Below are 23,411 nucleotides of genomic sequence, written 5' to 3'. Positions count from 1 at the left end.
GTCACCTGTTTGCAGGTTTTCCAATGCCGCGCAGGATCTTATCGATACGATCTATCTCATCTTGGATGATGGTATGGCCCATGCCCGGATAGATTTGCTCGACAACATCTGCGCCGAGCTTGCCGAACACGTCCGCCGTCTCATGCACGCGCGCTAGCGGAATATGAAAGTCGGCGTCGCTGCATCCCAGAAAAATCGGCGTCCCGGCAAGCGATCCTGCGTAGCTTCGTGGCGTACCGGCTGGTCCGATGAGTCCTCCGCTCAATCCCACAACGCCGCCATAACGGCGTGCGTTGCGAGCTGCAAATTCGAGCGCCAGGCACGCGCCCTGCGAGAAGCCGAGGAGCACGGTGCGATCGGCAGCAATGCCCTGGTGTTCCAAATCCGCGACGATATCCGCGAGCGTGCCGAGCGCCGCGCCAAGGTGCGGCTCGTTCTTGGTGATCGGCGCCATGAATGAATGCGGATACCAGCTACCGCCCGTCGCCTGCGGCGCGACATACGCCAGATCGGGGGAATCGAACGCCTCAGCCAGTTCAAGCATCCCTTCGGCCGTGGCTCCGCGTCCGTGGACCAAGACGACGGCCGCGCGGGCGGCATCCAGTGGCGCGCCCGCGCGGATTGAATTTGACGCCAAAGACGTCATGCTGCGCTCTCCAACGGCTGCAGGCTGGCTACGATTTCCTGCCGTTGGCTTTCAAGGAACGCCGGCAGCTTCAACGCCCGTCCCAACGATTCCACCGGCTCGTCGATCGCGAACCCGGGTTGATCCGTTGCAATCTCGAAGATGATACCGCCTGGTTCGCGGAAATAGATCGAACGAAAATAGAAACGATCGATCTGTTCCGTGACTTGCAAGCGATGGTCCTCAACGAGCTTACGCCGCATCTCGGCCTGAGCCTCATCCGACGCCGCGCGGAACGCGATGTGATGGACGGAGCCCCGGCCCATTCGCCCGGCAAGAAAGCCTTTCGCTTCGCGGATTTCGACGACGCCACCAACGGTCGCGCCGCTCGCAACGTAGCGCGTGACCGGACCTTCGACCCCGGCTTCGTCAAAACCGAGCACGTTGGTCAGGATGGCTGCCGTCGCCTTCGCCTCCTCCAGCAGCAGACGGACCCCGTAAAAGCCTCGCAGAGCATGCTCGCTCGGTACGTCGCCTCCCTGCCACGCAGCTTCCGTCTCCGCACCGGGAACGCCAACCAGAGCTAAGCTCATGCCGTCCGGGTCGGTGAAGACCAGAACGGATTGACCGAAGCGCTTCTCGATGGCCTCGTGCGGCACACCCTTTTCAATGAAGCGATGCGCCCAATAGCCGATGGCGTTCTCCGGAATACGGAACATCGTCTGCTGAGTGAGCCCGACACCGCCTCGTCCTTTCGGCGTGTGCGCCCACGGGAAGAATGTCAAAATCGTTCCCGGACTGCCGATCTCATCTCCAAAATAGAAATGATACGTACCGGGATCATCGTAATTGACGGTCTTCTTAACGAGCCGCAGCCCAAGAACGCGCGTATAGAAGTCCAGATTGCGGGAGGCATCACCCGCGATAGCGGTCACGTGATGGATTCCAGACATAACTGATCCTTTCTCCCGCACGCGGCGGGATTACGCTGTCATTCGGACATGTGGTCTGCTCCTTCTGCACTTCAACGCTCAGTTGAAAGCGCAGACAGTCGCCGGATCGACTACAATCGATTGCCGCGTCAGCTTGCGAGGCGCGCCGCGATCTGCGCGACGTGGCGACCTTGAAAGCGCGCTCCGGCCAGCTCGTTTTCCGAAGGCTGCCGTGAGCCGTCCCCTGCGGCGATTGTCGTCGCGCCGTAAGGAGATCCGCCCGTTACCTCTTGAACGCCCATCTGGCCTTGGAACGAGTAGGGCAAGCCGACGATGACCATTCCCTGATGCAAAAGCACCGTGTGCGTTGAGAGGATCGTGCTCTCCTGGCCGCCGTGTTGAGTGGCGGTCGATGAAAACACGCTCCCGACCTTGCCGATCAACTTGCCGGCGGCCCACAAGCCTCCGGTCTGATCGAGAAAGTTCTTCATTTGCGCGGGCATGTTCCCAAAGCGCGTTGGCACACCGATGATGATTGCGTCGTATTCCGGTAGCTCGTCGACCGTTGCGATAGGTGCCGCTTGATCGAGCTTGAAATGTGATTTCTTCGCGATCTCTTCGGGCACGAGTTCCGGCACGCGCTTAACAACGACGTCCGCTCCCGCCTCGCGCGCTCCGGCCGCGACGCTCTCCGCCATTTTTTCAATATGGCCATAGCTCGAATAGTAGAGGACGAGAACGTTGGTCATGTCGGTCTGCTCCCTTCGCCAGAAGATCATACTGCCGTCCCGCAAATATCGTTCGTTGATGTATGGAGCTCAATATGCGATTTTATGACCATTCTGTTTCCGAAATGGATACAAAATGGATAAGCTTGAGGCGATGAATGCCTTTGTGAAGGTCGTCGCGAGTGGCAATTACGCGGAGGCTGCGCGGCGCCTGGGTTTGACGCGATCTGCCATCAGCAAAGCCGTTATGGAGCTTGAGCAGCAACTCGGCGCGCGTCTTTTGGATCGTACGACGCGCCGCGTGACGCCGACGGAAGCAGGTCTCGCCTATTATGAGCGCTGCATGGCGATCCTGGCCCAGGTTGAGGAAACCGAAGCGCAAATATCTCGTTTGCACGACGAACCGAAGGGCTTGTTAAAGATCAATGCCCCGATGTCGTTCGGGACTCTGTACCTTGGCGAGGCTGTTGCCGACTTCATGATCCGTTACGGCGACCTCAAGGTGGAGTTGATGTTGACCGACAGGTTCATCGATCCGCTTGAAGAGGGAGTCGACGTTACAATTCGTATCGGGACCTTATCGGACTCGAGTCTGATCGCGCGCCGGATTGCTCCGGCGCGTATCGCGCTTGTTGCGTCACCGGAATACCTCAAGCGCCATGGAACCCCACAAGCTCCGGCCGATCTCGCCCACCATCGCTGCTTGAGTTACGGCCATACGACCTCCATGCAGCGTTGGCATCTGACGGAGAAAGGACAGTCCGTCCCAGTCGCCATCGGCGCCTGTCTGTCGTCGAACAATGGCGATGCGCTGCGTGACGCCGCGGTAAAAGGGATCGGCATCGCACGTCTCCCGACATTCATTGTCGGCGATGACTTGCGACAACAAAAGCTCAAGATGGTTCTGCCGGATAATCGTCCGGAGGACTTGGCCATCCACGCACTATATGCACCGAACCGATACTTAGCCGCAAAAACAAGGGTCTTTATAGATTTTCTCGTCGATCGCTTCGGCAAAAAGCCGGCGTGGGACGACTTCGAGCCGAATTTCTAGGAGTCTTTGCGTTTGTCAGGATTGCGACGCAGAAGGTAGGTATCCATGATCCATCCTTTTCGAGAGCGTTCTTCTTCGCGCACGCGTTCAATTTCGTCCACGCGCTCTCTGAGCTTTCCCGCGACAAGGACCTCGTCTGGTGTGCCAAGATAGGCGCCCCAGTAGATATCGACGTCCTCCCCGGCAAGTGCACGCAACCCCGATCCGTTGTCGAGCATGATGACGGCGGTATCGATGTGCCGGGGAAGACCTTCGTTCAATCTACGCCCTGTCGTGATGTGCACAGGCTCCCCAATCGTATTCAGCGCGATACGGTGCTGCGCGGCTAACGCCTGGATGCTGGTAATGCCTGGAATGACCTCGTAGTCAAACGTGATGCGGCCGTCAGCGAGGATCTGGTGAATGATCCGTATCGTGCTGTCATAAAGCGACGGATCGCCCCAAATGAGAAATGCGCCCACTTCACCATCGCGCAATTCTTCCTCTATCAACCGGCCGAAGATATCCGCTTTGTCACGATGCCAAGCATGAACGCCTGATTTATAGCTGGGTCTGCTCACGTCACGGGCCGGGCTTTCGACCTCGACGACCCGGTAGGACCGATTGGTGATAAAACGCTCGCAGATTTCCGTCCGGAGGTCGACAAGGTCTCGCTTCGCTTCTCCCTTATCGAGGAAGAAGAATACGTCGACCTCGTTCAGCGCCTTCACGGCCTGCATCGTTACGTAATCCGGATTGCCGGCGCCGATCCCGATGAGCAGCACTTTTTTCATTCCCGAGGCATCTCCAGATTTATGGATTAGACAATCTTGCCCTTCTACCCTGTCGATGACGGTTTGACGTAGCGATTGCAAGTCTTGCCGTTCAATGCCAATGCACTTCTAGCCTATCCAGAAAGGAATAACCGGCCGATGGCCAAGCGTGTCGTTTTGGTAACCGGATCGTTGGCAGAGCCGCGCGTCAGGCGCATCGCCGAAGAGCTGAACGACAAGGAAATTGACCCTTTGGTCGCCAACATCGGCGTCAAGGTCGCGGCGCTGATGACGTCGGACATCGTTGAGCGCCGTTTGAAACTTCCCGAGGGTACCGACCGCGTGATCATGCCGGGCCGCTTTCGTGGCGACCTCGAGCGATTGTCGGACCACTTCGGAACGCGGTTCGAGCGTGGCCCGGAAGAAATTGCCGATCTGCCAGAATATCTCGGCCACGCCGCTCGAAAAATCGATCTCTCCGAGCAAGACGTGACGATCTTTGGCGAAATCGTAGATGCCACGCTGCTGACGCCGCAGGAAATCGTTGAGCGCTCCCGCAAATATCGCGCCGACGGAGCAGACGTTATAGATCTTGGCTGTCTCCCTGATAGCCCGTTTCCTCATCTCGAAGAATCTATTGCTGCCTTACACGCCGACGGCGCCAAGGTCAGCGTCGACTCGTTCAATGCCGAGGAGCTTTCCCGTGCAACGCGGGCTGGTGCTGATTTCCTGTTCAGCCTCTCCGAAAAAACGATCTCGATAGTCGACGAAGGCCCGGCCGCGCCGATTCTTATTTCTGCGGGCGCCGCGGACATGGAGTCTTTAGACCGCGTTATCGATATTATGATCGCGAAGGGTCGGCCATTTTACGCCGATCCCATTCTCGATCCGATTCATTATGGTTTCACAGCCTCGGTTGCCCGCTATTACGACTTGCGCAAACGTCGCCCCGATATCCCTATTCTTATGGGCATCGGCAACGTTACCGAGCTGACCGACGCCGATACGACTGGGATCAATGCAATTCTGATGGGGATCTGTTCGGAACTGCACATCACGGCTGTCCTCGCGGTGCAAGTGAGCCCGCACTGCCGGACCGCGATCAAGGAGTTTGATCGCGCACGTCGCGAATATTTCGCAGCCCGGAAAGCCAATGCCTTGCCGCAAGGTTTCGGTATGGGGCTCATGGCGCTTCGTGACCGCAAGGGCTTTGCGTCAACTCCAGCGGAGATAGAGGCTCTAGCCGCGGCTCTTCGCGACCGCAATTATCGGATCGAGGTCGCTGAAGATGGCATCCATATTTATAACCGCAACGGTCACCACGTTTCCGACGATCCGTTCAAGCTCTACCCTAATCTCGAACTCGGAACCGACGTAGGACACGCATTTTACCTGGGCGTCGAGACGTCGCGCGCCGAAATCGCATTCCGGCTCGGAAAACGTTATGCCCAGGACGAGCCGCTGCCATTCGGTGTCGTCGCGGAGATTCCGGGGGCAGCTGAGGATGCGCACGCAATGAAATTCAAGGAAGCGGGATCGACGCTGGCGAAAACCAAAAGCGATAAGGAATCGGAGTAGGCTTATCTGGTCAGGATTTGCGCCGTCCGGCTTCGCTCTGTTTCAACAGTTTACGCAGTGTCGGACGAATGCTGTCGAGTTCTTCGATGTGAATGGATGATAGCTTGTCAATGGCGGCGTTTCCCGCTTTCGTCAGCGAAACGTGGATCCTCCGTTTGTCGTCGGGATCGGGACTACGCTCGACGAGGCCGAGGACCGTCAGGCGATCGACGAGTTCGACAATCGTATGGTGGCGCACGAGCAGGCGGTCGGCAATTTCTCCGATACTGAGAAAATCTCTGCCCGGCGCTCCCTTTATCGATAGCATCAATTGGTGTTGCTGCGGCGTCAGCCCTGCTTTGAGCGCGGCGGCCTCGCTGAATGCAAGAAAGCGTCGCAACTGGCAACGAAACTCCGCAAGGACCTCATAATTTTCTTTAGAGAGAGGAGCGCGTGCCCGGCGTACCGACCTCGGCGAAGGTGCATGCGCTAGATGCTTTTCAGACACTGCTTGCTCCGATCGGTTCCCGCCAGCAACTTACCACATAAGATGGCATGGACCGGTCCCCAATTGCTGCGTTTCATTGGCGCAAGAGGCGGTCGCGTACGGTCAGTCGCCGTTTTGGGAGGCAAAAACGCCGCCTTGCCTTAACATATCGCATTACGATATATGCCGCCGTTCGGGAATGATGGTGTCGAAGATGCGTCGACATCAGGGCCACAGATCCAGACGGAGCACGAATGACATTTGAGAGCGACGAATTCCGCCGCCTCGGCGATTTTACCACGAGCCCGCGCGTTCTATACATCGCACTCATCGCGATTTTCGTCGCTTTGGCCAGCGTCGCCGCCGGCGTCGTGCTTCTGGATCTCATCCGCCTTTTCACGAACATCGCCTATTTCGGCCGTTTCTCGCTAGCCGTTGCCGATCTCGCCAAATCCCCGTTGGGATTTTGGACTGTCTTCATTCCCGCCGGCGGCGCACTGATCATCGGCTTGATGGCGCGCTATGGCAGCGAAAAGATACGCGGCCATGGCATCCCCGAGGCGATTGAAGCCATTCTTCTCGGCCGCTCGCGCCTAGACCCAAAGGTCGCAATTTTGAAGCCGTTATCATCGGCGATTTCGATCGGCACTGGCGGCCCCTTCGGTGCGGAAGGTCCGATCATCATGACCGGCGGAGCCATCGGCTCGTTGATCGCACAATCCCTGCCGGTCAGCGATAACGAGCGAAAGACCTTGCTCGTCGCCGGCGCCGCTGCGGGTATGACGACGGTTTTCGGGACGCCGATCGCGGCCATCATGCTTGCCGTCGAGTTGTTGCTGTTCGAATGGACACCGAAGAGCTTTATTCCGGTCGCGGTCGCTGCGATCGTGGCCGAAGTCGTTCGAACCGTCTTGCACATGCAGTCACCTCTCTTTCCATTCTCGGCCAATACGGAGATATCGACGGTCGGTCTTCTTTGCTGGATCGGCATTGGTGCGCTCTCGGGTCTGCTCTCCGGTTGTTTGACGAAACTCGTCTACATAGCCGAAGATCTATTTCCCAAAATTCCCGTCCATTGGATGTGGTGGCCGATGATCGGCGGGGTGATCGTCGGACTCGGTGGACTGATAGACCCTCGCGCGCTTGGCGTCGGTTATTCCAACATTCAGGCGATGCTCGATGGGACGGTGACGGGAGAGAGCGCCCTTCTGTTGCTTGCGGTTAAGGCGATTATTTGGTCCGTTGCGCTCGGCTCCGGCACGTCAGGCGGCGTCCTCGCGCCATTGCTGATCATCGGCGGCGCGATGGGTGCGGTATTGAGTGGCATTATGCCGACGGCGGCTCCGGGCTTTTGGGCGCTCCTTGCGATGACCGCCACAATGGGCGGAACGATGCGTGCACCGCTTACCGCAACTTTTTTTGCGGTCGAACTGACGGGCGCGACCGGTCTTCTATTGCCGCTAATTGCGGCTTGCGTGACGGCACACGGTGTGACTGTCCTGCTGATGCGCCGCTCGATTCTGACGGAGAAACTCGCGCGTCGCGGACATCATCTCGTCCGCGAATATAGAACAGATCCGTTCGCGTTGGCGCGCGTCTCCGAAGTCATGACGAAAGACGTCGAAACGGTATCCTCCGCGATGACTCTTCATGAGGCTGCAAAATTTTTTACGAGTCCCTCGACGCGGCACCCAACCTTCCCTGTGGTTGATAATGACTGCCGCGTTATAGGTGTTGTGAGCCCGCCTGCGGTTTTACGTTGGCGCCGCCAGGGCGAGCACCGCAAGATCACACTCCGCGAATTGCTAGCGGGCAGGAAAGTGGATGTCGTCTATCATGATGAATTTCTCGAAGCGCTGGTCAATAAACTCAACGCCGCCGATGTGTCTCATCTCCCGGTCATAGAGCGCAATAGCGGTAGACTCGTAGGCTACGTGGGTTGGAAAGACGTAATGCGTGTGCGGACTAAACTTCAGTCCGAAGAGCAGAGTCGGAACGCGTTCTTTAGGATCACGCCGTCGGGCGCGTCCGCTACGGGTTCCGACAAACGGGAAAGTTCAAAAACCTGATTGCACACTGCAGATAGTCTTGTTCTTCGCCAGAGCACTAGATCCGACGCGCCACCTTTTTGCATGCAACGTGTTCAGCAACCATTCAGTCCGAAAGGAGTTTCTGAGCTTAGTTGAATGGGAGCAATGCCATGAGAATGTTGATTTGCGTACTTGCAACGGCTGCTGTTGCTGGGATTGCGCCGAACGCAGCATCGGCCGCGGATCTCGGTCCTTATGAGGAAAGCGAAACCGTAATCGAAAGACCTGCGCCCATCGTCGAGCATGAGCGCATTATCGAGCGCCGCTATTACGAGCCCGACTATTATGATGGAGGGCCTGTCGTCACATATTACCGGCCGCGCTACGCTTATCCGTACGTAGCTGGATATCCATACCGTTGGGGGCCCCGCTTCCATCATCGGTATTGGCGCCACTACGGCCGCTGGTAAGCTACCCAAGAAAACAAAGCCGGTCCACCGATTGCCGATGAGGTCGGCTTTTTTGTGCGTCACAGCTTTCTTGTCGTTAACAAATGATTGCAAGCCGGCGCGGCGACACCCACGTCAGCCGCGTCCGATTGAGTATCAAAGTTATTCTTAATCCTAGTTCCATAGAATCGGGCGAAATTCGCCTGTTTTGCATAGTCTCGTCTTATCACCGTGCCGCTGGGGTAGAGGAGAATTTTCGTGTTGTGCGCGAGATATGGCGCCGTAGCTTTTGTGGCGCTCATGATGTCGGCATTGTGCATCGGGACAGCCGAAGCAAATCGCCGGTGTGGCTTTGACCGCTATGGCTATCATCCGCCGGACTTTAGAGGATGCTATTTCGATGCGGTCGTTATCGAACCGCCTCCACCTCCAGTCGTCCGGGTAAGACCCTCCCGCCACGTGGCCCGTCGAGTGCATAGAGCACGGCGACCCGTCGCTTTCATTCCACCGCCTCCCCCGCCGCCATTCGAAGGATATTATACCTCCGAGCCGCTACGGCCCGGATGCTACTTCGACAATGGGTATGATATGCGGGTGCACCGTATCTGCTACAGTGGTTGGTAGACGTTCTAAATTTTCGTGAAACTGGTACGGTGAGAGCGGGAAGCATGCTCCCCTATTTTAGCATTTCGGCAACATCATTGCGAAGTGCAGCGGCGATAGCGCTGCTGCTGATCGCCAATTCCACCCAAGGCATTGCAGCGGAATGCGGCAACGGGCCTGGCGGTTTTGGAAGCTGGTTGCAGAATTTCAAGCAGCGGGCCATCGCGCAGGGAATTCGACCAGCGACTGTATCGCGAGCTCTATCGGGCGTTACTTACGACCCGAAGGTGATTCGGCTCGATCATTCACAGCACTCTTTCAAACTGAGCTTTCAGCGATTCTATGCGCTCCGCGTCAATGGCGCCTTGATAAATCGCGGCCGGGCGCTGATGCGCCGGTACAGCGCCACCCTCGACCGTATCGAGAAGCGCTACGGCGTGCCAGGAGCGGTAATTGTGGCAATATGGGGCCTGGAAACACATTACGGCGCCGACGCGACAGCACGCTATTCAATCCTGCGATCGCTCGCGACATTGGCCTACGATTGCCGACGCTCCGAATTTTTTACCGGACAATTATTAGATGCCATTCGCATCGTTGGTCGCGGCGACCTCTCTCCGCAACAACTCCGCGGCGGCTGGGCGGGAGAAATTGGGCAGACGCAATTTTTGCCGACGCCTTATATTCGCTATGCGGTGGACTTTGATGGCGATGGCCGCCGTGACTTGATCCATAGCGTGCCCGATATCCTGGCTTCGACTGCGAACTTCCTCGCTAGCCACGGCTGGCAACGTGGCGGGTCATGGCAGCCGGGCTCGGCCAATTATGGCGTCATCGCCCAATGGAACAAGGCAACCGTCTATCAGCGCACAATCGCCAAGATGGCAAGCCAACTCGCGGGCGGCCGCTGAGTTGGTCAAAAACCGCGAACGTCACTTGCGGCTGCGCGAATGCTTCTTCTTCACTTTGCGTGCCATTTCGTCGACCATTTGTTTATCGATCTGCGGCGGACGGCGTTCCATAGGTCGAGACGGTTTATCGTCTGACACATCGACCGCGATCGCGTCGCTCCCGGGAAACGTCTCTCGCAGGGCTTCGTCAAGTTCTTCATCAAGTTGAGATTTTGACTTTTTACCGTCCATTGCCAGTCTCCGCCGTCGTATCCTTCGCGCTTCGAACCTAATCTAGTCTAATGATTTAAGGGCGTACATCGATCCGGACCGGATGAGAATTGGTGCTTCGATCGTTCGCCTTAACTTCCTCACATTCTCCGTTTGCTCGTGAGGGCCGGTGTAGGTCACTGAAAAAACGGGAGTTCGGGGTGATAAGGATGACGAATACGGCAGACGCTATGCTTCTGCCTCTTGTGAGACAACTTCGGGATGCGCTGCAGACTGCCGAAATCGAACTTCAGCGCCGCTGTTTTATCTCGACTGAAATTAAGCAAGCTCTTGCCGCCGCCGATGCATTTTTAGGTGACGAATAAAACGATCGCCCCACGGTCTGCTCACAACGAAATCATCGCCACGCAAACAATTCGGTCATTCTACTGCCCGCTTAGTTGGTGAACCTGCGGGCGGGGAAGAAGGGCAGTGCGATGCGTACTAAAGCTCTTGCAATTCTGTTGGCCGCCAGCATCGCTGCATTTCCGGCGATAGCCGAAGCCCGTTCGCAACAAAAATCAGAGCTGCCCCAGTTTGTCTCGCCCGCCGCACGGGAAAAAGTGACGAACGCGGCACGCGAGGCCAACGCCACACCGGTCGAAACGCGAAAGGCGGCGGAAGCACTCAGCGCCAAGTTTTCCACGTTGTCGGAGGATGATGGGCGCAACATGCACGCAGCGACATCGGTTGCATCGAAATCCGATGACCTGGCGAAATCGGGTGCAAGCTCGCATGTAGCGGTCATCGTCGCCGGAAAGCCCAAAGCAAAAAAATTGAAAGCCCGCTCTGCAACGCCCGCAAGAACAGCCGGCGAGACGCAGCACCGGGGAGCAAGGTCAGCCAAACGTACCCAAATTAAAGCTAGGCGCGGGCCTGCATCCGCTCGACACCCCCAAACGTCTGCGCATGAAGTTCCGGGTGCAACAACCGGTTGGCAAACCGGGTTGATCGGACTTTTGACCAACCCAGCATTCTGGCACTCGGATTAAGCGGCAGTATCGGGGACGGACTGGTCGATCCTCTTAAATTACGAGGCCGGCGTCCAAGCTGCGAAAATGTTAAGATTCCATTTGCCTCATGCGCAGCGGGCGTACCGAACAGTTTCGCTACGAATTCAAGCCCATCGTAAGATGCCGCTGGCGTGCTAAGATCAGCCGACTTTTGGTATTTGTACACTTTCAGCCGCCAGGCGGGAAGAGATGCGGTAATGCCGGTTACGGTGTCATTCGTGGGCCAAAAAGGCGGCGTGGGCAAAAGCACGCTCGCCCGCGCTTTTGCCGCGGTCGCTGCCCGTGGAAAGTTGAAAGTGAAATTAGCCGATCTCGATTTGCACCAGCAAACGTCAGTTCGGTGGGCGAAAACGCGGAGTGCCAGAGGTAATCAATATCCAATAGACGCTGAAGCGTTCGCAACGATCGAAGAAGCGCGCGCGAGCAGCCAAGGTACCGATTTACTGATCATCGATACGCCAGGTCACGCGAGCCCGGAAACGCTCGAAATAGCTCGCGCTTCCGAGGTCGTCGTTTTGCCGACGGGGGCAAGCACCGACGACCTCTATCCCACAGTCCTGCTTCTTTATGAGTTAGAACATATGGGAATCCCGAAGGATCGCTTGGCCGTTGCATTCTGTCGGTTGCTTGAATTGCGCGAAGAACATGCGGCGCGGAGATACATCGAAACTGCAGGCTATGAGGCACTGGATGGCTCCATTCCCGAACGTGCCGGCTATCGCAGTGCGCATAACCAAGGTCAGTCGCTAACAGAAACGCCCGACCAGGCGTTAAACCGGCGCGCCCGGAAGCTTATGGAAAGCCTTCTTGAAAAAGTCCTCGCCCAGTTAAAAGCCGTCAAATCACACGGCAAGCAGACTGAAAACGGCAGCATTGTCTGAGAGATTTGACCCCCGCAACAGGGTCGGAGCAGGAGATCATTGAAAATGGTGCAGAACGACCCGAGAACCGCGTCCGGCAACAAACAACTCCTTGTGAAAGTAGCTATTTTTCTTTGCGCAGCGGTGATTGTACTGTGGCTTGGCGCGTATTTTCTAGGGTTACAGATCTACGACGCGGCCCTCCAACTCACCCACTGAATGCGAACGCTAGTTCAACTTGTGTTCGTCTTTATCGCTTTGTTGAAGAGCGTTCTCGATTTCGCGTTTGACGACCATGAGCGCGCGATGAATGGCCAAAAGGGCTTCTTTATCCAATAGATGAAATCCGTTGCCGGCCGCCTCTTCGACCGCTTGGCAAAAAGCAATGAGACGTCTTGGGTCTCCGGCCATAAGCTTCCCACTCGGCGTAGCCTTATCTGCCCCTTCGCGATGTAACGCGGCACGGATTATAATCCGTCGCAGATATGAAATCTCATGCGCCATGGGGTCGAGGCAACTGTCGGATCGGCCAAGATCCGCTGATTTCGCAGCAATCCTCCATAAATTTTTCAAAGGCACCGCTTAAGAAGAGCTTATTAAAAATTGCGGACGCGTATGCGAACCACAGCTTGGAAGCCGGGAATTTCGTTTCTTAGGGAAAGATTTCCTCCGCAAGCCTCAAGGATGTCTTGCGAAATGGCGAGACCCAATCCCGCGCCCTCGGATTTCATATCAAGTCGTCCACCTCGCTCCATGACGTCCGGCCACTGCTCTTCGGCAATGCCGGGTCCGTCGTCCCCGATGACGATAGCTATCTCTTCATCGTTGGCGGTTGCTGAAATTGAAATTTTCTCTTTTGCATGGCGGGCGGCATTCTCGATGAGATTACCAAGCACCTCGGCCAAATCGTCGGCGTTGATCCGGGCGACAAGCTCCGGGGAAACGCTTGTTGCCCAATCAAGCTTCAGTCCCTGGGGAGTACGCTCCACAACGCGGACGACGCGATCTACGACGCCCTTTACGTTTGCCGACGCATCCCGAGTGGAATAACTCAGCCGAGCCCGCGCTAGTTCGCGGTCGACGTGGCGTCGCATGACCTCTGCGAGCGAAGATATGTCGGCGGCAATCTCCAATTCGCCTTTCTGTTTCAATCGCTCTATTTCGCCATGTAGAACCTGCAACGGAGTCTTAAACCCATGCGCGAGATCCGCGGCGCGGCCCTTCGCTTTTTCGATCGCTGCTTGGCGTTCGTCGAGAAGAGCATCGATTTCGTCCGCGAGCGGCTGCACCTCGTCCGGAAAGCCGGTTTCCATACGGTATGCACGGCCGGAGCGTATAGCCGCGAGCTTTTCGCGAATTGCAGCAAGCGGCCGCAAGCCGATACTTACCTGCACCCACGAAGCGGCGGCAAGCAAAGCGCCGATCAGCAGGAGAAACGGGACCAGTTCCGATGCGAAGCTGCGCACGGACTTTCGGATTTCTTCCATATCCCACGCGACCGCAATCCGTGTCGTCCCGCCGCCGAGGCGGGAGGGGAGTTCGATGCGCCGCTGCAGAAGGTAAAGTTCGGTATGATTAGGGCCGGCAATAAGATGATGATGCGTCGCATCGTCAATGCGCGCTTCGGATGGAAGAGCCAGCTCGCTGTCCCATAGAGAACGCGATCTCAAAATCTTGCCGTTGGCGTCAACGTCGATCTGCCAGTAAAGGCCAGAAAGCGGCTCGTCAAAACGCGGATCGGCCGGGGGATGCGCGACAGCTAGCTGTCCAGAAGATGAAATCGCGAGATTGGCCACGAGCTGGTTCAAGTAAACGTTCAACTCGGCATCGATGCGCCGTTCGACATGCCGTTGAAACAGCACGGTCAATCCAAACGCGGCCAGCCCAAGAGCGACAAGAATAGAAAGAGCGCCTGCGATGAGCAGCCGTAAACGCAAAGAGCCGTGGCTCATGCCGGTTCATCCGAAACCAAGTATCCGAAACCTCGCCGCGTCTCGATAAAGTCCGGTCCCAATTTTCGGCGCAAGCGCGTTACGACGGCTTCTAACGCATTCGCGTCGCGCGCGTCATCGTCACCATAAAGATGCTCAATCAGCTCAGACGAAGAAACGACACGCCCTTTGTGATGGAGAAGGTAGCCGATCAGGCGGTATTCCAATGGAGAGACGGAAACCGGTGCACCGTCGAATAGGACACGCATCTGACGCGTGTCGAGCGCAATCGGGCCAGCCGTCAGGATCGCCGACCCTTGTCCGACCGAGCGCCTTATAAGCGCGCGCACGCGCGCCAGTACCTCCTCGATCTGGAACGGTTTAGCGAGGTAATCGTCGGCACCCGCGTCGATACCTTCCACACGCTCCGGCCACGTCCCACGCGCCGTCAGGATGAGCACAGGCATCATCTTTCCAGCAGCTCGCCAGCGCTTGAGGACGGCAAGGCCGTCCATCTTCGGCAGACCAAGATCGAGAATGACGAGATCATAGTCTTCAGTATCGCCGCGAAACCATGCCGTCTCCCCGTCACGGACGGCGTCGACGCGATAATTAGCGCCCGTTAAAGCCGATACGATGCTGTATGCAATTTTCGGTTCGTCCTCGACGAGGAGAATCCGCATCAGTCGTCATCCTCAATTTTGATGATGTTGGCCGTCTGGGCGTCGACTTTCACTTCCTTCAACTTGCCGTCCGGTGTCACGACTTTAAATTCGTAGACAAACGATTTTCCTTTTTTCGCTTCAAGTTCGACGCCGACAATGTCGCCGGGAAACTTTGCTTTGAACGCATCGATGATGTCTGTGAGTGGCCGGATGCGGCCTTCGCTAAGCGCCTGGCGCGCCAGTTCGTGGTCATGATCATCGTCGTCCGCAACGGCAGGAAGCAGTCCGCCGGCGAACAGCAGCGCAGTCAATAAAAGCAAGGTGATGCGGCGACTGACAGAATCCATGCGTGATGAATGCCGCAAATGCCCTGACATTTTGCTGACAGGACGCATCAGAGCGTCGTCAGCGGCACTCGTCCAATGTGCGCGAATGGCCCGACCGGATTGGTGGGGTCGATCCCAATTCAAAGGAGACTTGGACATGAAGAAGGGCCTTACATTTTCGGTTGCTGCAATGCTTGTCGGCCTTGCCCTGCCCGCCCAAGCTGACGATCACCATAAGAACAGACTTCAAATCCCGCCTGCAAAATGGCTGTCTGTTCCCCAGGTACTCCAGAAGCTTAAGGCACAGGGCTACAACGTGACGAAGATCGAGGCCGATGACGGGGTCTATGAATTCGATGCGACGAACTCCGACGGCGTGCGTATCGAAGGGCACGCCAATCCTGAAACAGGAGAGATTCTCACCGGCTACGACGATTAAGGCTCGCCCTGCACCCCGCCGTGGGCGTATGCAAGTCGGCGAGCACGGCTAAATGGGCCGTGCTCGCTTTGTCGAAGCGCGGGCGAGTATCCGGTGCGCCATGCTGCGTCGCAGCACTCTCGCAGGACGCAATGGCAAGACTGCCAAACGCTCCGGTTGATTGCGCCAAATTTTCTTCAGGGCCGCGGGAAGTTTTTGGCGACTTCATGAAATCCCACGTTTGACCCGCGTTTGCTAAACGTCTTACTTATGCGCAACCTCGCTTCGAGGTGACCATCCCCTCGAGTACGCGTACCCACCCGATCCTTATCCTGAAGAATTTATCTTGGCGGAGTCACTAGATGATAAAAGGCGCAGCATGCAAATTTCTGACAAGTGTAATGGTGGTGGGCAGCTTCATCGTAGCCCTTCCAAGTACTGCCACGTTCGCCGACAACGTTGATGACCTTGCTCAGGTTTGCGCCGGGTGCCACGGTGAGAAAGGGGTGCCGATCGACAAGACGACGCCAGTCATATGGGGACAAAAGCGCGACTACATCCTGAACCAGCTATACAACTTCAAGGTGGGCCATCGTAAGAACGACCTTATGTCTTCTGTCGCCGAAGGCCTGAGCAAGGAAGACATGGAAGCGCTGGCTACGCACTTCTCAAAGAAGCAATGGCCGGACCTGAAGCAGCAAGCACCGAGTGCAGACGATCAAAAAGCTGCGCGCGAAATTTTGAATACGGTCAATTGCAGAGGCTGCCACCAAGCCAATTATGAGGGCGATACGGTGAGGCCGAGAATTGCCGGTCAACAAGACGAATATCTCTTGAAAACAATGACCGATTTCCGGACCGGAGAGCGAAAGACCTACATCGGCATGACCGCTCTGTTGAAGTCCGTGCATGAAGAGGCGCTCAAGCCACTCGCGGCTTATTTAGCGAGCCTGCAGCCGGGAGCGACACGCTAGTCTAATTGTGCGGTAAGCGAGTATCGCCTCCCGTAAGTTTCGATACACAGAAGGCCGCAACCTTGAAGGCTGTGGCCTTTCACATATCAGCATCCTTGCGTTATTCCGGATTTTCTATTTTTCGATGCTCCTGTGAGAGCTGACCACGGTAAGCTGTCGGTTTTCCGATTGGCGAAGACGTTCCAGGCACTCGATGACGAGCGCTGATGGCTCCCAACCCATATCTTCATCAAGCGTCGTCTTGAGACGCTGACCAATCGCTTCAATAAAATCGGTAGCAAGATATTGATCGCGCACGCATCTACTCCTGTTTATCTCCTCTGCTTTCGAAACCTGCGAACTCAATGTGCACGCACCGGAAAAGGTTCCTGCGGCGCAATTCGCTGCTGAAATGCTAGAGGGGAGTATTCTGGCGGCAATCGGCGACTCGCTGTAACGTTTGTAACGCTACAGACCCTTCCCGTTAGGGCCCCGGACCATTCTAAAATGGCCGGGGCTTTATTATTGGGACGGTAGTCTCGACCTGAGGAACCAACCAGACTCAGTTGCGTTTTCACCGCCAGCGGGAGCAATTGCGATCAGTCCGGGGGACTTAGAGATGCTTTGTCCATATAGCTCCGACGAACTTAAGGAGCTGCGCCGCGTGCTCGATGAAATCATTTCGGAAGCTGGCCGGCGTTCGGCGCCCATGGCTGTCGACGACATAATCGAAAAAGTCTTCGAACTTGCCGACCACGGCGAGAGGGATCCGCGAAAGCTGAGAGAAGCTGTTTTAAAGACCGCGGCTTAGACGCGCGACGATGCCGGACGGGTGAGGCCCACCTGCAGGGGCAGGGCAATTATTTCGCCATTCTCAATGCCAGGAGAGGATGGTGCGGAAACGACGTCCCGCACCACTCGCTCAAATTCAGCCGGATTTTTTTGCGGTTTTCTTCGAGGCGACGTGCTTATGGCTCTTCTTGGAAGCCGTATGCTTGTGTGTGCTCTTGGAAGCAACGTGTTTCTTCGAAACCTTCGAAGCAACGTGCTTGTGATGTGCCACATGATGCGCATGAATTTGATGCTTCGCATCCTTATCATGCGCGCTGGCAATCCCACCACCAAGCATCATCGCAGCAGCAGCTAGTGCAACGGTCAATCGGACATTCATAGTAGGCTCCCATTTATAAGCGTCACTCGACGCGGTGAGCGATCCATAGGGAAGCAAAGCTGTCGCTTGGATGAATATTTTCCGTCGGCTGAGCATACCTTTTCGTAAACTTCGTTACATGTGCGAGCTCGCGCCGAGCGGCGATGCAGGTATGGCTTCGGCTGGCTTCTAGGAATGGAAGCTAAGAAGAAGCGCGAAAAAGGGAAAGGCGCCAGCTGGGGGAAGCCGACGCCTTGGACGCAGAAAGCACGGGGAATGCATTATCTGCGCAGCCGCTCTGAGGGGATGAGCGGACCTATCTTGTATCACCTCACATTCGTCCAGTCGTTAATGCCAGTATTTATCAATCTCCGCCCTTAGTACTATCTGCGCAAATAGAAGGCAGCGCCGATTTTGAATGACTAAAAGGCGTTTTTTTACCACGGCAGCCGAAATCTCGCCGTTAAACCGTACCCTCGCCGTCTGTTGGCGCTTTCAACTTGTTTCAACAGCTTCGGAAAAGGTCATAAACTCAATTCGGAATGGGGAGCGCCGAGATCCGATTTTTCCGCGCATCCGGCCCCGGCGCAGATAGCGAACTCCGGCAATTGAAATTCGCGTCTGCAATCTTCCCAACGGTTGAGGCGACACTCGCGAGCCAACTTATGCCGGTCGTTGCAATGTGCAGAAGAATCGCTCCCGCGAGGCCCCTTCAAGAGCGTCACCGGTCCCTGCGAACGACACCATCCTGGAAAGCACTTGGCGTGCCGGTCACTCTCTCAAGGCAAGCAAATAAGGAGGGTGACCGTGAGAGACCGCCGGCCTCATCGCCTCAGCACACAAGGCCCAAAATGTGGACACGACAACGATGGTTGCAGGAAAGGGTTCCGGTGTCCCGAGACAGAACGCGTCTGCAAATTTGGTTGCGGGGGCTGGATTTGAACCAACGACCTTCAGGTTATGAGCCTGACGAGCTACCGGGCTGCTCCACCCCGCGTCACCAAGCGCGTGCACTTTCGAGCGCGCGCCATCCCGATGAGTAAGGCCGCTCGTCTCCGAGCGGCCCAGACCGCGCCTATAGCATAAAATTTCAAGCTGGGAACCCCATGTGACCGATTTTCTGCAGGATGGACCGAAGCTCTGGGGACGCACCGTTGGCGCATCGTTTTTTCGCCGGACGCGCGGTGGGCAACCCTAAAAGCAAAGGGCGGTCGCTCAGCGTTGGGTGGCAATGAGGCGCCAGCCACGCTAGAAGCAGCGCATGAAATCTCGACCTTTTGGAGCTGCTTTGCATCCGATGTGTGTCTCTGGCAAGGAAGCTCCGCAAAAATCCCCCGCGCTCGCTGAAGGCTTCGTCCTGCTGGATAACAGCACCAGCCTCGATGCGGTCTCGGAACTGTTCGAGCATCCGGTGGAGATCATCCGCGCAGATGATCCGAGCGAAGTCGAAACCGCCTTGTCGGCGCTCGATTCAGCGCTTGCCCGGGGCCTCCATGCCGCAGGCTTTTTTTCCTACGAACTCGGCTACCTGCTGGAGCCAAGACTTTCGACATTGATTCCCGAGAACCGTAAGGTTCCGCTTCTTTGGTTCGGCCTCTATGCCGGTCCACGCGAGCTAACGGGAGCCGAGGTTCAGGACTGGCTTTACGAAGAAGCAATAGGCAACCCCACGCTTGGCGAACTCGCGCACAGCTGGGATAGCGTTTCCTATCTCAAACGTTTCGCGGAAGTTCAGAACAACATCCGCAGCGGTGACATCTATCAGCTTAACCTCACGTTCAAGGCGAAATTCAATCTGCAAGGATCGCCTCTGGCGCTTTATCGCGATCTACGGTTGAAGCAGCGCGTCGCATACGCGGGCTTGGTCGATACCGGCGATGTGACGATTTTGTCGGCGTCGCCTGAGCTTTTTATCAAGCAGGATGGCCGCATCATCGAAACGCGTCCGATGAAAGGGACCGCACCCCGAGCCGGAACGCTTGAGGCGGATACCTCGGTTCGCGATGTTCTCTCCAAGGACGTAAAAAATCGCGCCGAAAATCTGATGATCGTTGATTTGATGCGCAACGATCTCGGTCGCATCGCCGATCTCGGCTCAGTGAGCGTCACCGATCTTTTTACGGTTGAGACGTTCAAGACGCTGCACCAGATGACTTCAGGTGTGCGGGCCGAGCTCAAGCCCGGGATCGGCATTGTCGATATTCTGAAGGCAATTTTTCCTCCCGGCTCTATCACGGGAGCGCCGAAGATTCGGGCAATGGAGCTTATACGGCAACTGGAAACCGAACCGCGCGGCGTTTATTGCGGCGCTATAGGCCGTTTTTCTCCGGATGGAACGGCTTTGTTCAATGTCGCGATTCGCACCACAATCATCGATCGTAAAGGTGCGGGTGAAATGGGCATCGGATCCGGCATTGTCGCCGATTCCGATGGCGAAAAGGAATACGCCGAGTGCCTGCTCAAGATGAAGTTCTTGACCGATCCGGTCCGGCGCTTTGAGCTGATCGAAACGATGCTTTACGAGCCTGCGAAAGGGATCTGGCTGCGGGGATATCACCTTGCACGCTTGGCGGCGTCGGCTGCCTATTTCGGCTTCGCTTTCGACGCAAAAAAAGTACACGATGCGATCGAAGGGGCCATCGCCAAGAACTCTAGCGAGCGGTTGCGCATCCGCCTGCTGCTCGATGAGGACGGCGGCATATCGGTTACGACGACACCCCAGCCAGCCTCCGCAGCCAGTGCCGTGATGCGTTACGTTGTTTCCGACACGCGTCTCAAGAGCGCCGATCTGTTTCTCTACCACAAGACGACACGCCGCGATCTTTATGATCGAGAATGGAAGCACTACGCGGACACCCTCGGAGCCGATGAAGTCATCTATCTCAATGAGAATGGAGAGGTGGCGGAAGGGAGCCGAACGACGATCTTTCTTGAGCGCGATGGCAAGCTCTTGACCCCGCGGCTGGCGGCAGGCGTTCTTCCTGGCACTCTGCGCGCGGCGCTTATCGACGACGGACGAGCAATAGAGGCCCGTCTGAGCATTGAAGATTTAAACGGGCGGGAAAAGATTTATCTCGGAAATTCAGTTCGCGGCCTGGTTCGCGCTGAGCCACTCGTGCCGCATTTACCGGTCGATCACCGGAACAATGCCTGAATCGACGCCGACCGGGATCTTCGTGACTGGACCAAACGTCTTCACCGCCGTCGGGGCGGCGTCGCGAGACGTAATCATCGTCGCTATCAAAGCTGCAACGGTCAACGCGATCGCCGTCATGATGGCGATCGAGGAAAGACGCACCCGCCGCGCTAGGGTTTCTGGCGTTTCATTCGACATGCTTTGACCGATAATGAGCCCCCCAACGGCACTCCATTCGGCGCGTTGCCGCGCGACAGGAGTGCACAATAGTAAGCTAATATTAGGCAAGGCCGAAGCCCGATAAGGCGCCGAGGCAGAGTACGCCAGCTCGCCTCCCTCTACATTCCGCGCACCATGCACCCGAGCATGAGGATCATGTACGAGACGAGCATTGCCCAGGACTCGTTGCCTGTCAGGCCGGGGATATCCGCGCCGAAAAATTTAGAGGTCAAAACAATGACCGTCAGAATGACGGAGAGCATGAACGTGATGATCCCCGGCGCCTTCAATCCCATATCACGCACTCCCTCTTCGCTTCTGAACCGCATGCGCATGATCTTCCCCCTTCGCTATGGGTCCATCATTGACCGGCGAATCGTTATAGCAGGAGCTTGGGCGACCCGGCACAAAGCGGCGGCGGATTGGATGTGGACATCCGGGGGGAGGGACGCGTTTGCTACAGCACATTAGGCGCCGGCAGCCGGAGCTTGTGGCGTCCTCCGCCGGCGGAAAAGGCGGGAAAGCCAGCCAACAATAAGCAGGGCCAAAAAACCTGAAAGTATAGTAGCTTGCGGATGCTTGTCCCAGAGGAGCAGCGGTTCGATGCGGCCGTCCCAGGCAAGCCTTGCGTCGTCGATGACCGACCGAGGCGAGAAGCCACCCGAAGGCCTGAGCATCATCTCGGCTGCGGCCGTTTGATCACGGCTCGCAATGATCCGCTCCCGGACGCTCGACGACGCCAAAAGTTGCATTCTGGCCGGGCTCTCGGCGATCGCCTTCAATATCTTTGCCCGCGGTCCGGGCCTCAGACCATCGAGATAGTCCGCGAGCGATTTGAGTTCGTCCTCGGACAGCGATCGGAGCAAAACGTTGAGATCGTCCGCATCGAGGCTGAATAGCGCGTCACGCGCCGAAGCCGGCAGATTGGCGACTTTGACGATTGCCGCACGATTGTTGAGCGCAAGAATCCGATCGAGGGCGGCTGACGTCAGATCTTTGGGCGACATCCGCCGATGCAACTCGTAGTCGACCACTTGATCGAGATGGTCTCCCGCGAGCGCCGTCCATGCGAGGCCGGCTGAAATCGAGTTGGTGTCGCGGGCAATCTCGAGTCCTTTGGGCGGCATGACATTTACGGCTTGGTTCAGCGTGCCGTCCTGGAGGCGGCGCAGAATTGCAGGCTCGCCTTCGGATGCGAAAATGATTGACACGACCTCGTCGAGGCGCGGCAGGGCGCTGGGGGCCACGCCATCAAGAAACGACTTGAAGGCGCTGTTCTGATCCGCGACCTTGAGCACGAGGGCATGGGCGCGCCGGAACGTCTGCCAGACGTTGACGACTTGATCGGCCGCCGCGGTGGCGATTTCCTTGACGTGATCATTCATCTGGGACTGAAGAGTTTTGGCAAGCTCGTCCCGCACCTTGTCCTTCGTGGCGGGGGCCTTCATTTCGGTCGCGATGATCGGCAACACACCGTTGCGAAAGTCCCAAAGATCTTTCGCAATCAGGACGAGCCCGACGCCGCCCGCCACAACCGATACCAGTCGGGACAGAACGCTGCCAACGATCCGCTGACCAACACGCTCCGCAAGATTTGCAAGCTGCCGTCGAACGATGAGGATGGTTGCTCCGGCCAGGCCGCCTGTCGATTGCTCCAGAACCGAGCCGGCTGAAACGCTGCTCGATCCTTTTCCGGGATCGATGATTACACCCTTGCCCGCATCACCCGCCAGGGCAGATGCGACAGTGCCTCCATATCGAGGTCCGACGAACGCCTTGAGACAGCGGAGAAGCGAGCCCGTGGCATCCGAGCTTGCAAGCTCAATGCTCTTGCCAACTTCCTTGGCAACGCCCGAAGCGAGATCCTCGATTGCCGACTTCACCGCGTCAGAGCGGTAAACACGTTCGGCGACGGCAGCCGCAAGCTCCTGCGCCTTTTCATTGCTGGCGAGCGATTGAAGACGCTCCGACCAACTAGTCTCATTCGTGATTTCATTGATGGCAATATCGACACGGTTGTCGATAACCTGGTCGAGATTTCTTTCCCGCCACTGCTCATCGACGAGCGCCTTGTAGTCGATCGTCTTGGTGCCCTTGGCAATGGCTGCCGTCACAATACTAACGACGGCCGCCCGCAATCCCTCATCGTCACGAGCCTGGCAAGCCTCGTAGTCGGCGCGGCTGATGTCCTCCGCACTGGCAAACCGGGGAAGCTGGCTCGACATAATGGCAACAGAGAGCAGGAGCGAGATAGTGGCGCGTAACGAGACGTTCACTTCAAGCAAATCCCAGCAGCTAAGCCATGGTGTGGGCTTCGGAAAGCATCGCCTCAACTATAAATCATAGATTGCGCGCGAACAGTG

25 protein-coding genes, 1 tRNA gene and 1 pseudogene are annotated in these 23,411 nt (G+C 56.8%); 12 read left to right on the top strand and 15 right to left on the bottom strand.

The genetic code is table 11. The features are described from left to right. Window position 1: 1 nt before the first annotated feature. The 3 genes and pseudogenes from VHB22_RS16050 to wrbA all read right to left on the bottom strand — a co-directional run bounded on the left by VHB22_RS16050 (window position 2) and on the right by wrbA (window position 2,306). Window positions 2-646, bottom strand: coding sequence for an alpha/beta hydrolase (locus tag VHB22_RS16050; protein WP_325457994.1), 645 nt, complete (start codon window positions 644-646; stop codon window positions 2-4). 575 nt (window positions 647-1,221) lie between these two features. Next, window positions 1,222-1,578: pseudogene (locus tag VHB22_RS16365) on the bottom strand (VOC family protein); the annotation flags it as partial. Between the two features lie 128 nt (window positions 1,579-1,706). Further along, window positions 1,707-2,306, bottom strand: coding sequence for an NAD(P)H:quinone oxidoreductase (gene wrbA / locus VHB22_RS16040; protein ID WP_325457992.1), 600 nt, complete (start codon window positions 2,304-2,306; stop codon window positions 1,707-1,709). 115 nt (window positions 2,307-2,421) lie between these two features. On the opposite strand from wrbA, the gene VHB22_RS16035 reads away from it, so the two are divergent. Continuing rightward, the gene (locus VHB22_RS16035; protein WP_325457991.1) at window positions 2,422-3,339 is read left to right on the top strand and encodes a LysR family transcriptional regulator; all 918 of its coding nucleotides are present in this window, start codon (window positions 2,422-2,424) and stop codon (window positions 3,337-3,339) included. On the opposite strand, the gene cobF is transcribed toward VHB22_RS16035, so the two are convergent. Beyond that, window positions 3,336-4,112, bottom strand: coding sequence for a precorrin-6A synthase (deacetylating) (cobF, locus tag VHB22_RS16030; protein ID WP_325457990.1), 777 nt, complete (start codon window positions 4,110-4,112; stop codon window positions 3,336-3,338). The genes VHB22_RS16035 and cobF overlap by 4 nt on opposite strands. 138 nt (window positions 4,113-4,250) lie before the next feature. Between cobF and VHB22_RS16025 the strand changes: the two genes are divergently transcribed. Beyond that, window positions 4,251-5,669 carry a DUF6513 domain-containing protein gene (locus VHB22_RS16025; protein WP_325457989.1) on the top strand — a complete coding sequence of 473 codons (1,419 nt, stop codon included), beginning with the start codon at window positions 4,251-4,253 and terminating at the stop codon, window positions 5,667-5,669. Window positions 5,670-5,679: 10 nt separating this feature from the next. Here the strand turns inward: VHB22_RS16025 and VHB22_RS16020 are convergent, their stop codons facing one another. Beyond that, on the bottom strand, window positions 5,680-6,048 hold the full coding sequence (locus VHB22_RS16020) for a MarR family winged helix-turn-helix transcriptional regulator (RefSeq protein ID WP_325457988.1): 369 nt from the start codon (window positions 6,046-6,048) through the stop codon (window positions 5,680-5,682). A 341-nt stretch (window positions 6,049-6,389) separates the two neighbouring features. Here VHB22_RS16020 and VHB22_RS16015 point away from each other — a divergent pair, with 341 nt between their 5' ends. From VHB22_RS16015 to VHB22_RS16005, 3 genes are all read left to right on the top strand, one after another. Further along, window positions 6,390-8,204, top strand: coding sequence for a chloride channel protein (locus VHB22_RS16015; RefSeq protein WP_325457987.1), 1,815 nt, complete (start codon window positions 6,390-6,392; stop codon window positions 8,202-8,204). Between the two features lie 131 nt (window positions 8,205-8,335). Beyond that, window positions 8,336-8,635, top strand: coding sequence for a hypothetical protein (locus tag VHB22_RS16010; protein ID WP_325457986.1), 300 nt, complete (start codon window positions 8,336-8,338; stop codon window positions 8,633-8,635). Window positions 8,636-9,282: 647 nt separating this feature from the next. Next, the gene (locus tag VHB22_RS16005; RefSeq protein ID WP_325457985.1) at window positions 9,283-10,128 is read left to right on the top strand and encodes a lytic murein transglycosylase; all 846 of its coding nucleotides are present in this window, start codon (window positions 9,283-9,285) and stop codon (window positions 10,126-10,128) included. A 21-nt stretch (window positions 10,129-10,149) separates the two neighbouring features. Here the strand turns inward: VHB22_RS16005 and VHB22_RS16000 are convergent, their stop codons facing one another. After that, window positions 10,150-10,359, bottom strand: a complete 210-nt coding sequence (locus tag VHB22_RS16000) for a hypothetical protein (protein WP_325457984.1) — start codon at window positions 10,357-10,359, stop codon at window positions 10,150-10,152. A gap of 188 nt (window positions 10,360-10,547) precedes the next feature. Between VHB22_RS16000 and VHB22_RS15995 the strand changes: the two genes are divergently transcribed. After that, window positions 10,548-10,703: a hypothetical protein gene (locus VHB22_RS15995; RefSeq protein ID WP_325457983.1), complete on the top strand. Its 156-nt coding sequence runs from the start codon at window positions 10,548-10,550 to the stop codon at window positions 10,701-10,703. Between the two features lie 71 nt (window positions 10,704-10,774). On the opposite strand, the gene VHB22_RS15990 is transcribed toward VHB22_RS15995, so the two are convergent. Then, on the bottom strand, window positions 10,775-11,050 hold the full coding sequence (locus VHB22_RS15990) for a hypothetical protein (RefSeq protein ID WP_325457982.1): 276 nt from the start codon (window positions 11,048-11,050) through the stop codon (window positions 10,775-10,777). 537 nt (window positions 11,051-11,587) lie between these two features. On the opposite strand from VHB22_RS15990, the gene VHB22_RS15985 reads away from it, so the two are divergent. Beyond that, a complete protein-coding gene (locus VHB22_RS15985; protein ID WP_325457981.1) occupies window positions 11,588-12,271 on the top strand; it encodes a ParA family protein in 684 nt (227 codons plus the stop codon). A 575-nt stretch (window positions 12,272-12,846) separates the two neighbouring features. Here VHB22_RS15985 and VHB22_RS15980 read toward each other — a convergent pair. Genes VHB22_RS15980 through VHB22_RS15970 form a run of 3 tightly spaced genes read right to left on the bottom strand, consistent with a single transcriptional unit; the run spans window position 12,847 to window position 15,193 of the window. Next, window positions 12,847-14,202, bottom strand: coding sequence for a HAMP domain-containing sensor histidine kinase (locus tag VHB22_RS15980; protein WP_325457980.1), 1,356 nt, complete (start codon window positions 14,200-14,202; stop codon window positions 12,847-12,849). After that, window positions 14,199-14,864 (bottom strand): response regulator transcription factor, encoded by a 666-nt coding sequence (locus VHB22_RS15975; protein WP_325457979.1) that lies wholly within the window; start codon window positions 14,862-14,864, stop codon window positions 14,199-14,201. The genes VHB22_RS15980 and VHB22_RS15975 overlap by 4 nt, the downstream gene beginning before the upstream one ends. Next, the gene (locus VHB22_RS15970) at window positions 14,864-15,193 is read right to left on the bottom strand and encodes a PepSY domain-containing protein (RefSeq protein ID WP_325457978.1); all 330 of its coding nucleotides are present in this window, start codon (window positions 15,191-15,193) and stop codon (window positions 14,864-14,866) included. Before VHB22_RS15970 ends, VHB22_RS15975 begins: the two co-directional genes overlap by 1 nt. A gap of 136 nt (window positions 15,194-15,329) precedes the next feature. Between VHB22_RS15970 and VHB22_RS15965 the strand changes: the two genes are divergently transcribed. Further along, complete coding sequence (locus tag VHB22_RS15965) at window positions 15,330-15,611, top strand: PepSY domain-containing protein (protein WP_325457977.1); 282 nt, start codon at window positions 15,330-15,332, stop codon at window positions 15,609-15,611. 341 nt (window positions 15,612-15,952) lie between these two features. Further along, window positions 15,953-16,564, top strand: a complete 612-nt coding sequence (locus VHB22_RS15960; RefSeq protein ID WP_325457976.1) for a c-type cytochrome — start codon at window positions 15,953-15,955, stop codon at window positions 16,562-16,564. A gap of 114 nt (window positions 16,565-16,678) precedes the next feature. Here the strand turns inward: VHB22_RS15960 and VHB22_RS15955 are convergent, their stop codons facing one another. Next, window positions 16,679-16,861 (bottom strand): hypothetical protein, encoded by a 183-nt coding sequence (locus VHB22_RS15955; protein WP_325457975.1) that lies wholly within the window; start codon window positions 16,859-16,861, stop codon window positions 16,679-16,681. A gap of 301 nt (window positions 16,862-17,162) precedes the next feature. On the opposite strand from VHB22_RS15955, the gene VHB22_RS15950 reads away from it, so the two are divergent. Continuing rightward, window positions 17,163-17,354: a hypothetical protein gene (locus VHB22_RS15950; protein WP_325457974.1), complete on the top strand. Its 192-nt coding sequence runs from the start codon at window positions 17,163-17,165 to the stop codon at window positions 17,352-17,354. 117 nt (window positions 17,355-17,471) lie between these two features. Here the strand turns inward: VHB22_RS15950 and VHB22_RS15945 are convergent, their stop codons facing one another. Both VHB22_RS15945 and VHB22_RS15940 read right to left on the bottom strand, forming a co-directional pair. Further along, the gene (locus VHB22_RS15945; protein ID WP_325457973.1) at window positions 17,472-17,714 is read right to left on the bottom strand and encodes a hypothetical protein; all 243 of its coding nucleotides are present in this window, start codon (window positions 17,712-17,714) and stop codon (window positions 17,472-17,474) included. 899 nt (window positions 17,715-18,613) lie between these two features. Further along, window positions 18,614-18,690 (bottom strand) — tRNA-Met (locus VHB22_RS15940). A gap of 264 nt (window positions 18,691-18,954) precedes the next feature. On the opposite strand from VHB22_RS15940, the gene pabB reads away from it, so the two are divergent. After that, on the top strand, window positions 18,955-20,847 hold the full coding sequence (pabB, locus tag VHB22_RS15935) for an aminodeoxychorismate synthase component I (RefSeq protein ID WP_325457972.1): 1,893 nt from the start codon (window positions 18,955-18,957) through the stop codon (window positions 20,845-20,847). Beyond that, window positions 20,840-21,034, top strand: coding sequence for a hypothetical protein (locus tag VHB22_RS15930; protein WP_325457971.1), 195 nt, complete (start codon window positions 20,840-20,842; stop codon window positions 21,032-21,034). Before pabB ends, VHB22_RS15930 begins: the two co-directional genes overlap by 8 nt. Window positions 21,035-21,167: 133 nt before the next feature. Here VHB22_RS15930 and VHB22_RS15925 read toward each other — a convergent pair whose 3' ends face one another. After that, window positions 21,168-21,377: a hypothetical protein gene (locus VHB22_RS15925; RefSeq protein WP_325457970.1), complete on the bottom strand. Its 210-nt coding sequence runs from the start codon at window positions 21,375-21,377 to the stop codon at window positions 21,168-21,170. A gap of 138 nt (window positions 21,378-21,515) precedes the next feature. Next, entirely contained in the window at window positions 21,516-23,324 is a 1,809-nt protein-coding gene (locus tag VHB22_RS15920; RefSeq protein WP_325457969.1) for a hypothetical protein, read from the bottom strand. Between the last annotated feature and the right edge of the window lie 87 nt (window positions 23,325-23,411).

It is taken from the genome of Hyphomicrobium sp., from assembly GCF_035548195.1.
Taxonomy (GTDB): Bacteria; Pseudomonadota; Alphaproteobacteria; order Rhizobiales; family Hyphomicrobiaceae; genus Hyphomicrobium_B.
This window is presented reverse-complemented; position numbering and strand designations above follow the sequence as displayed.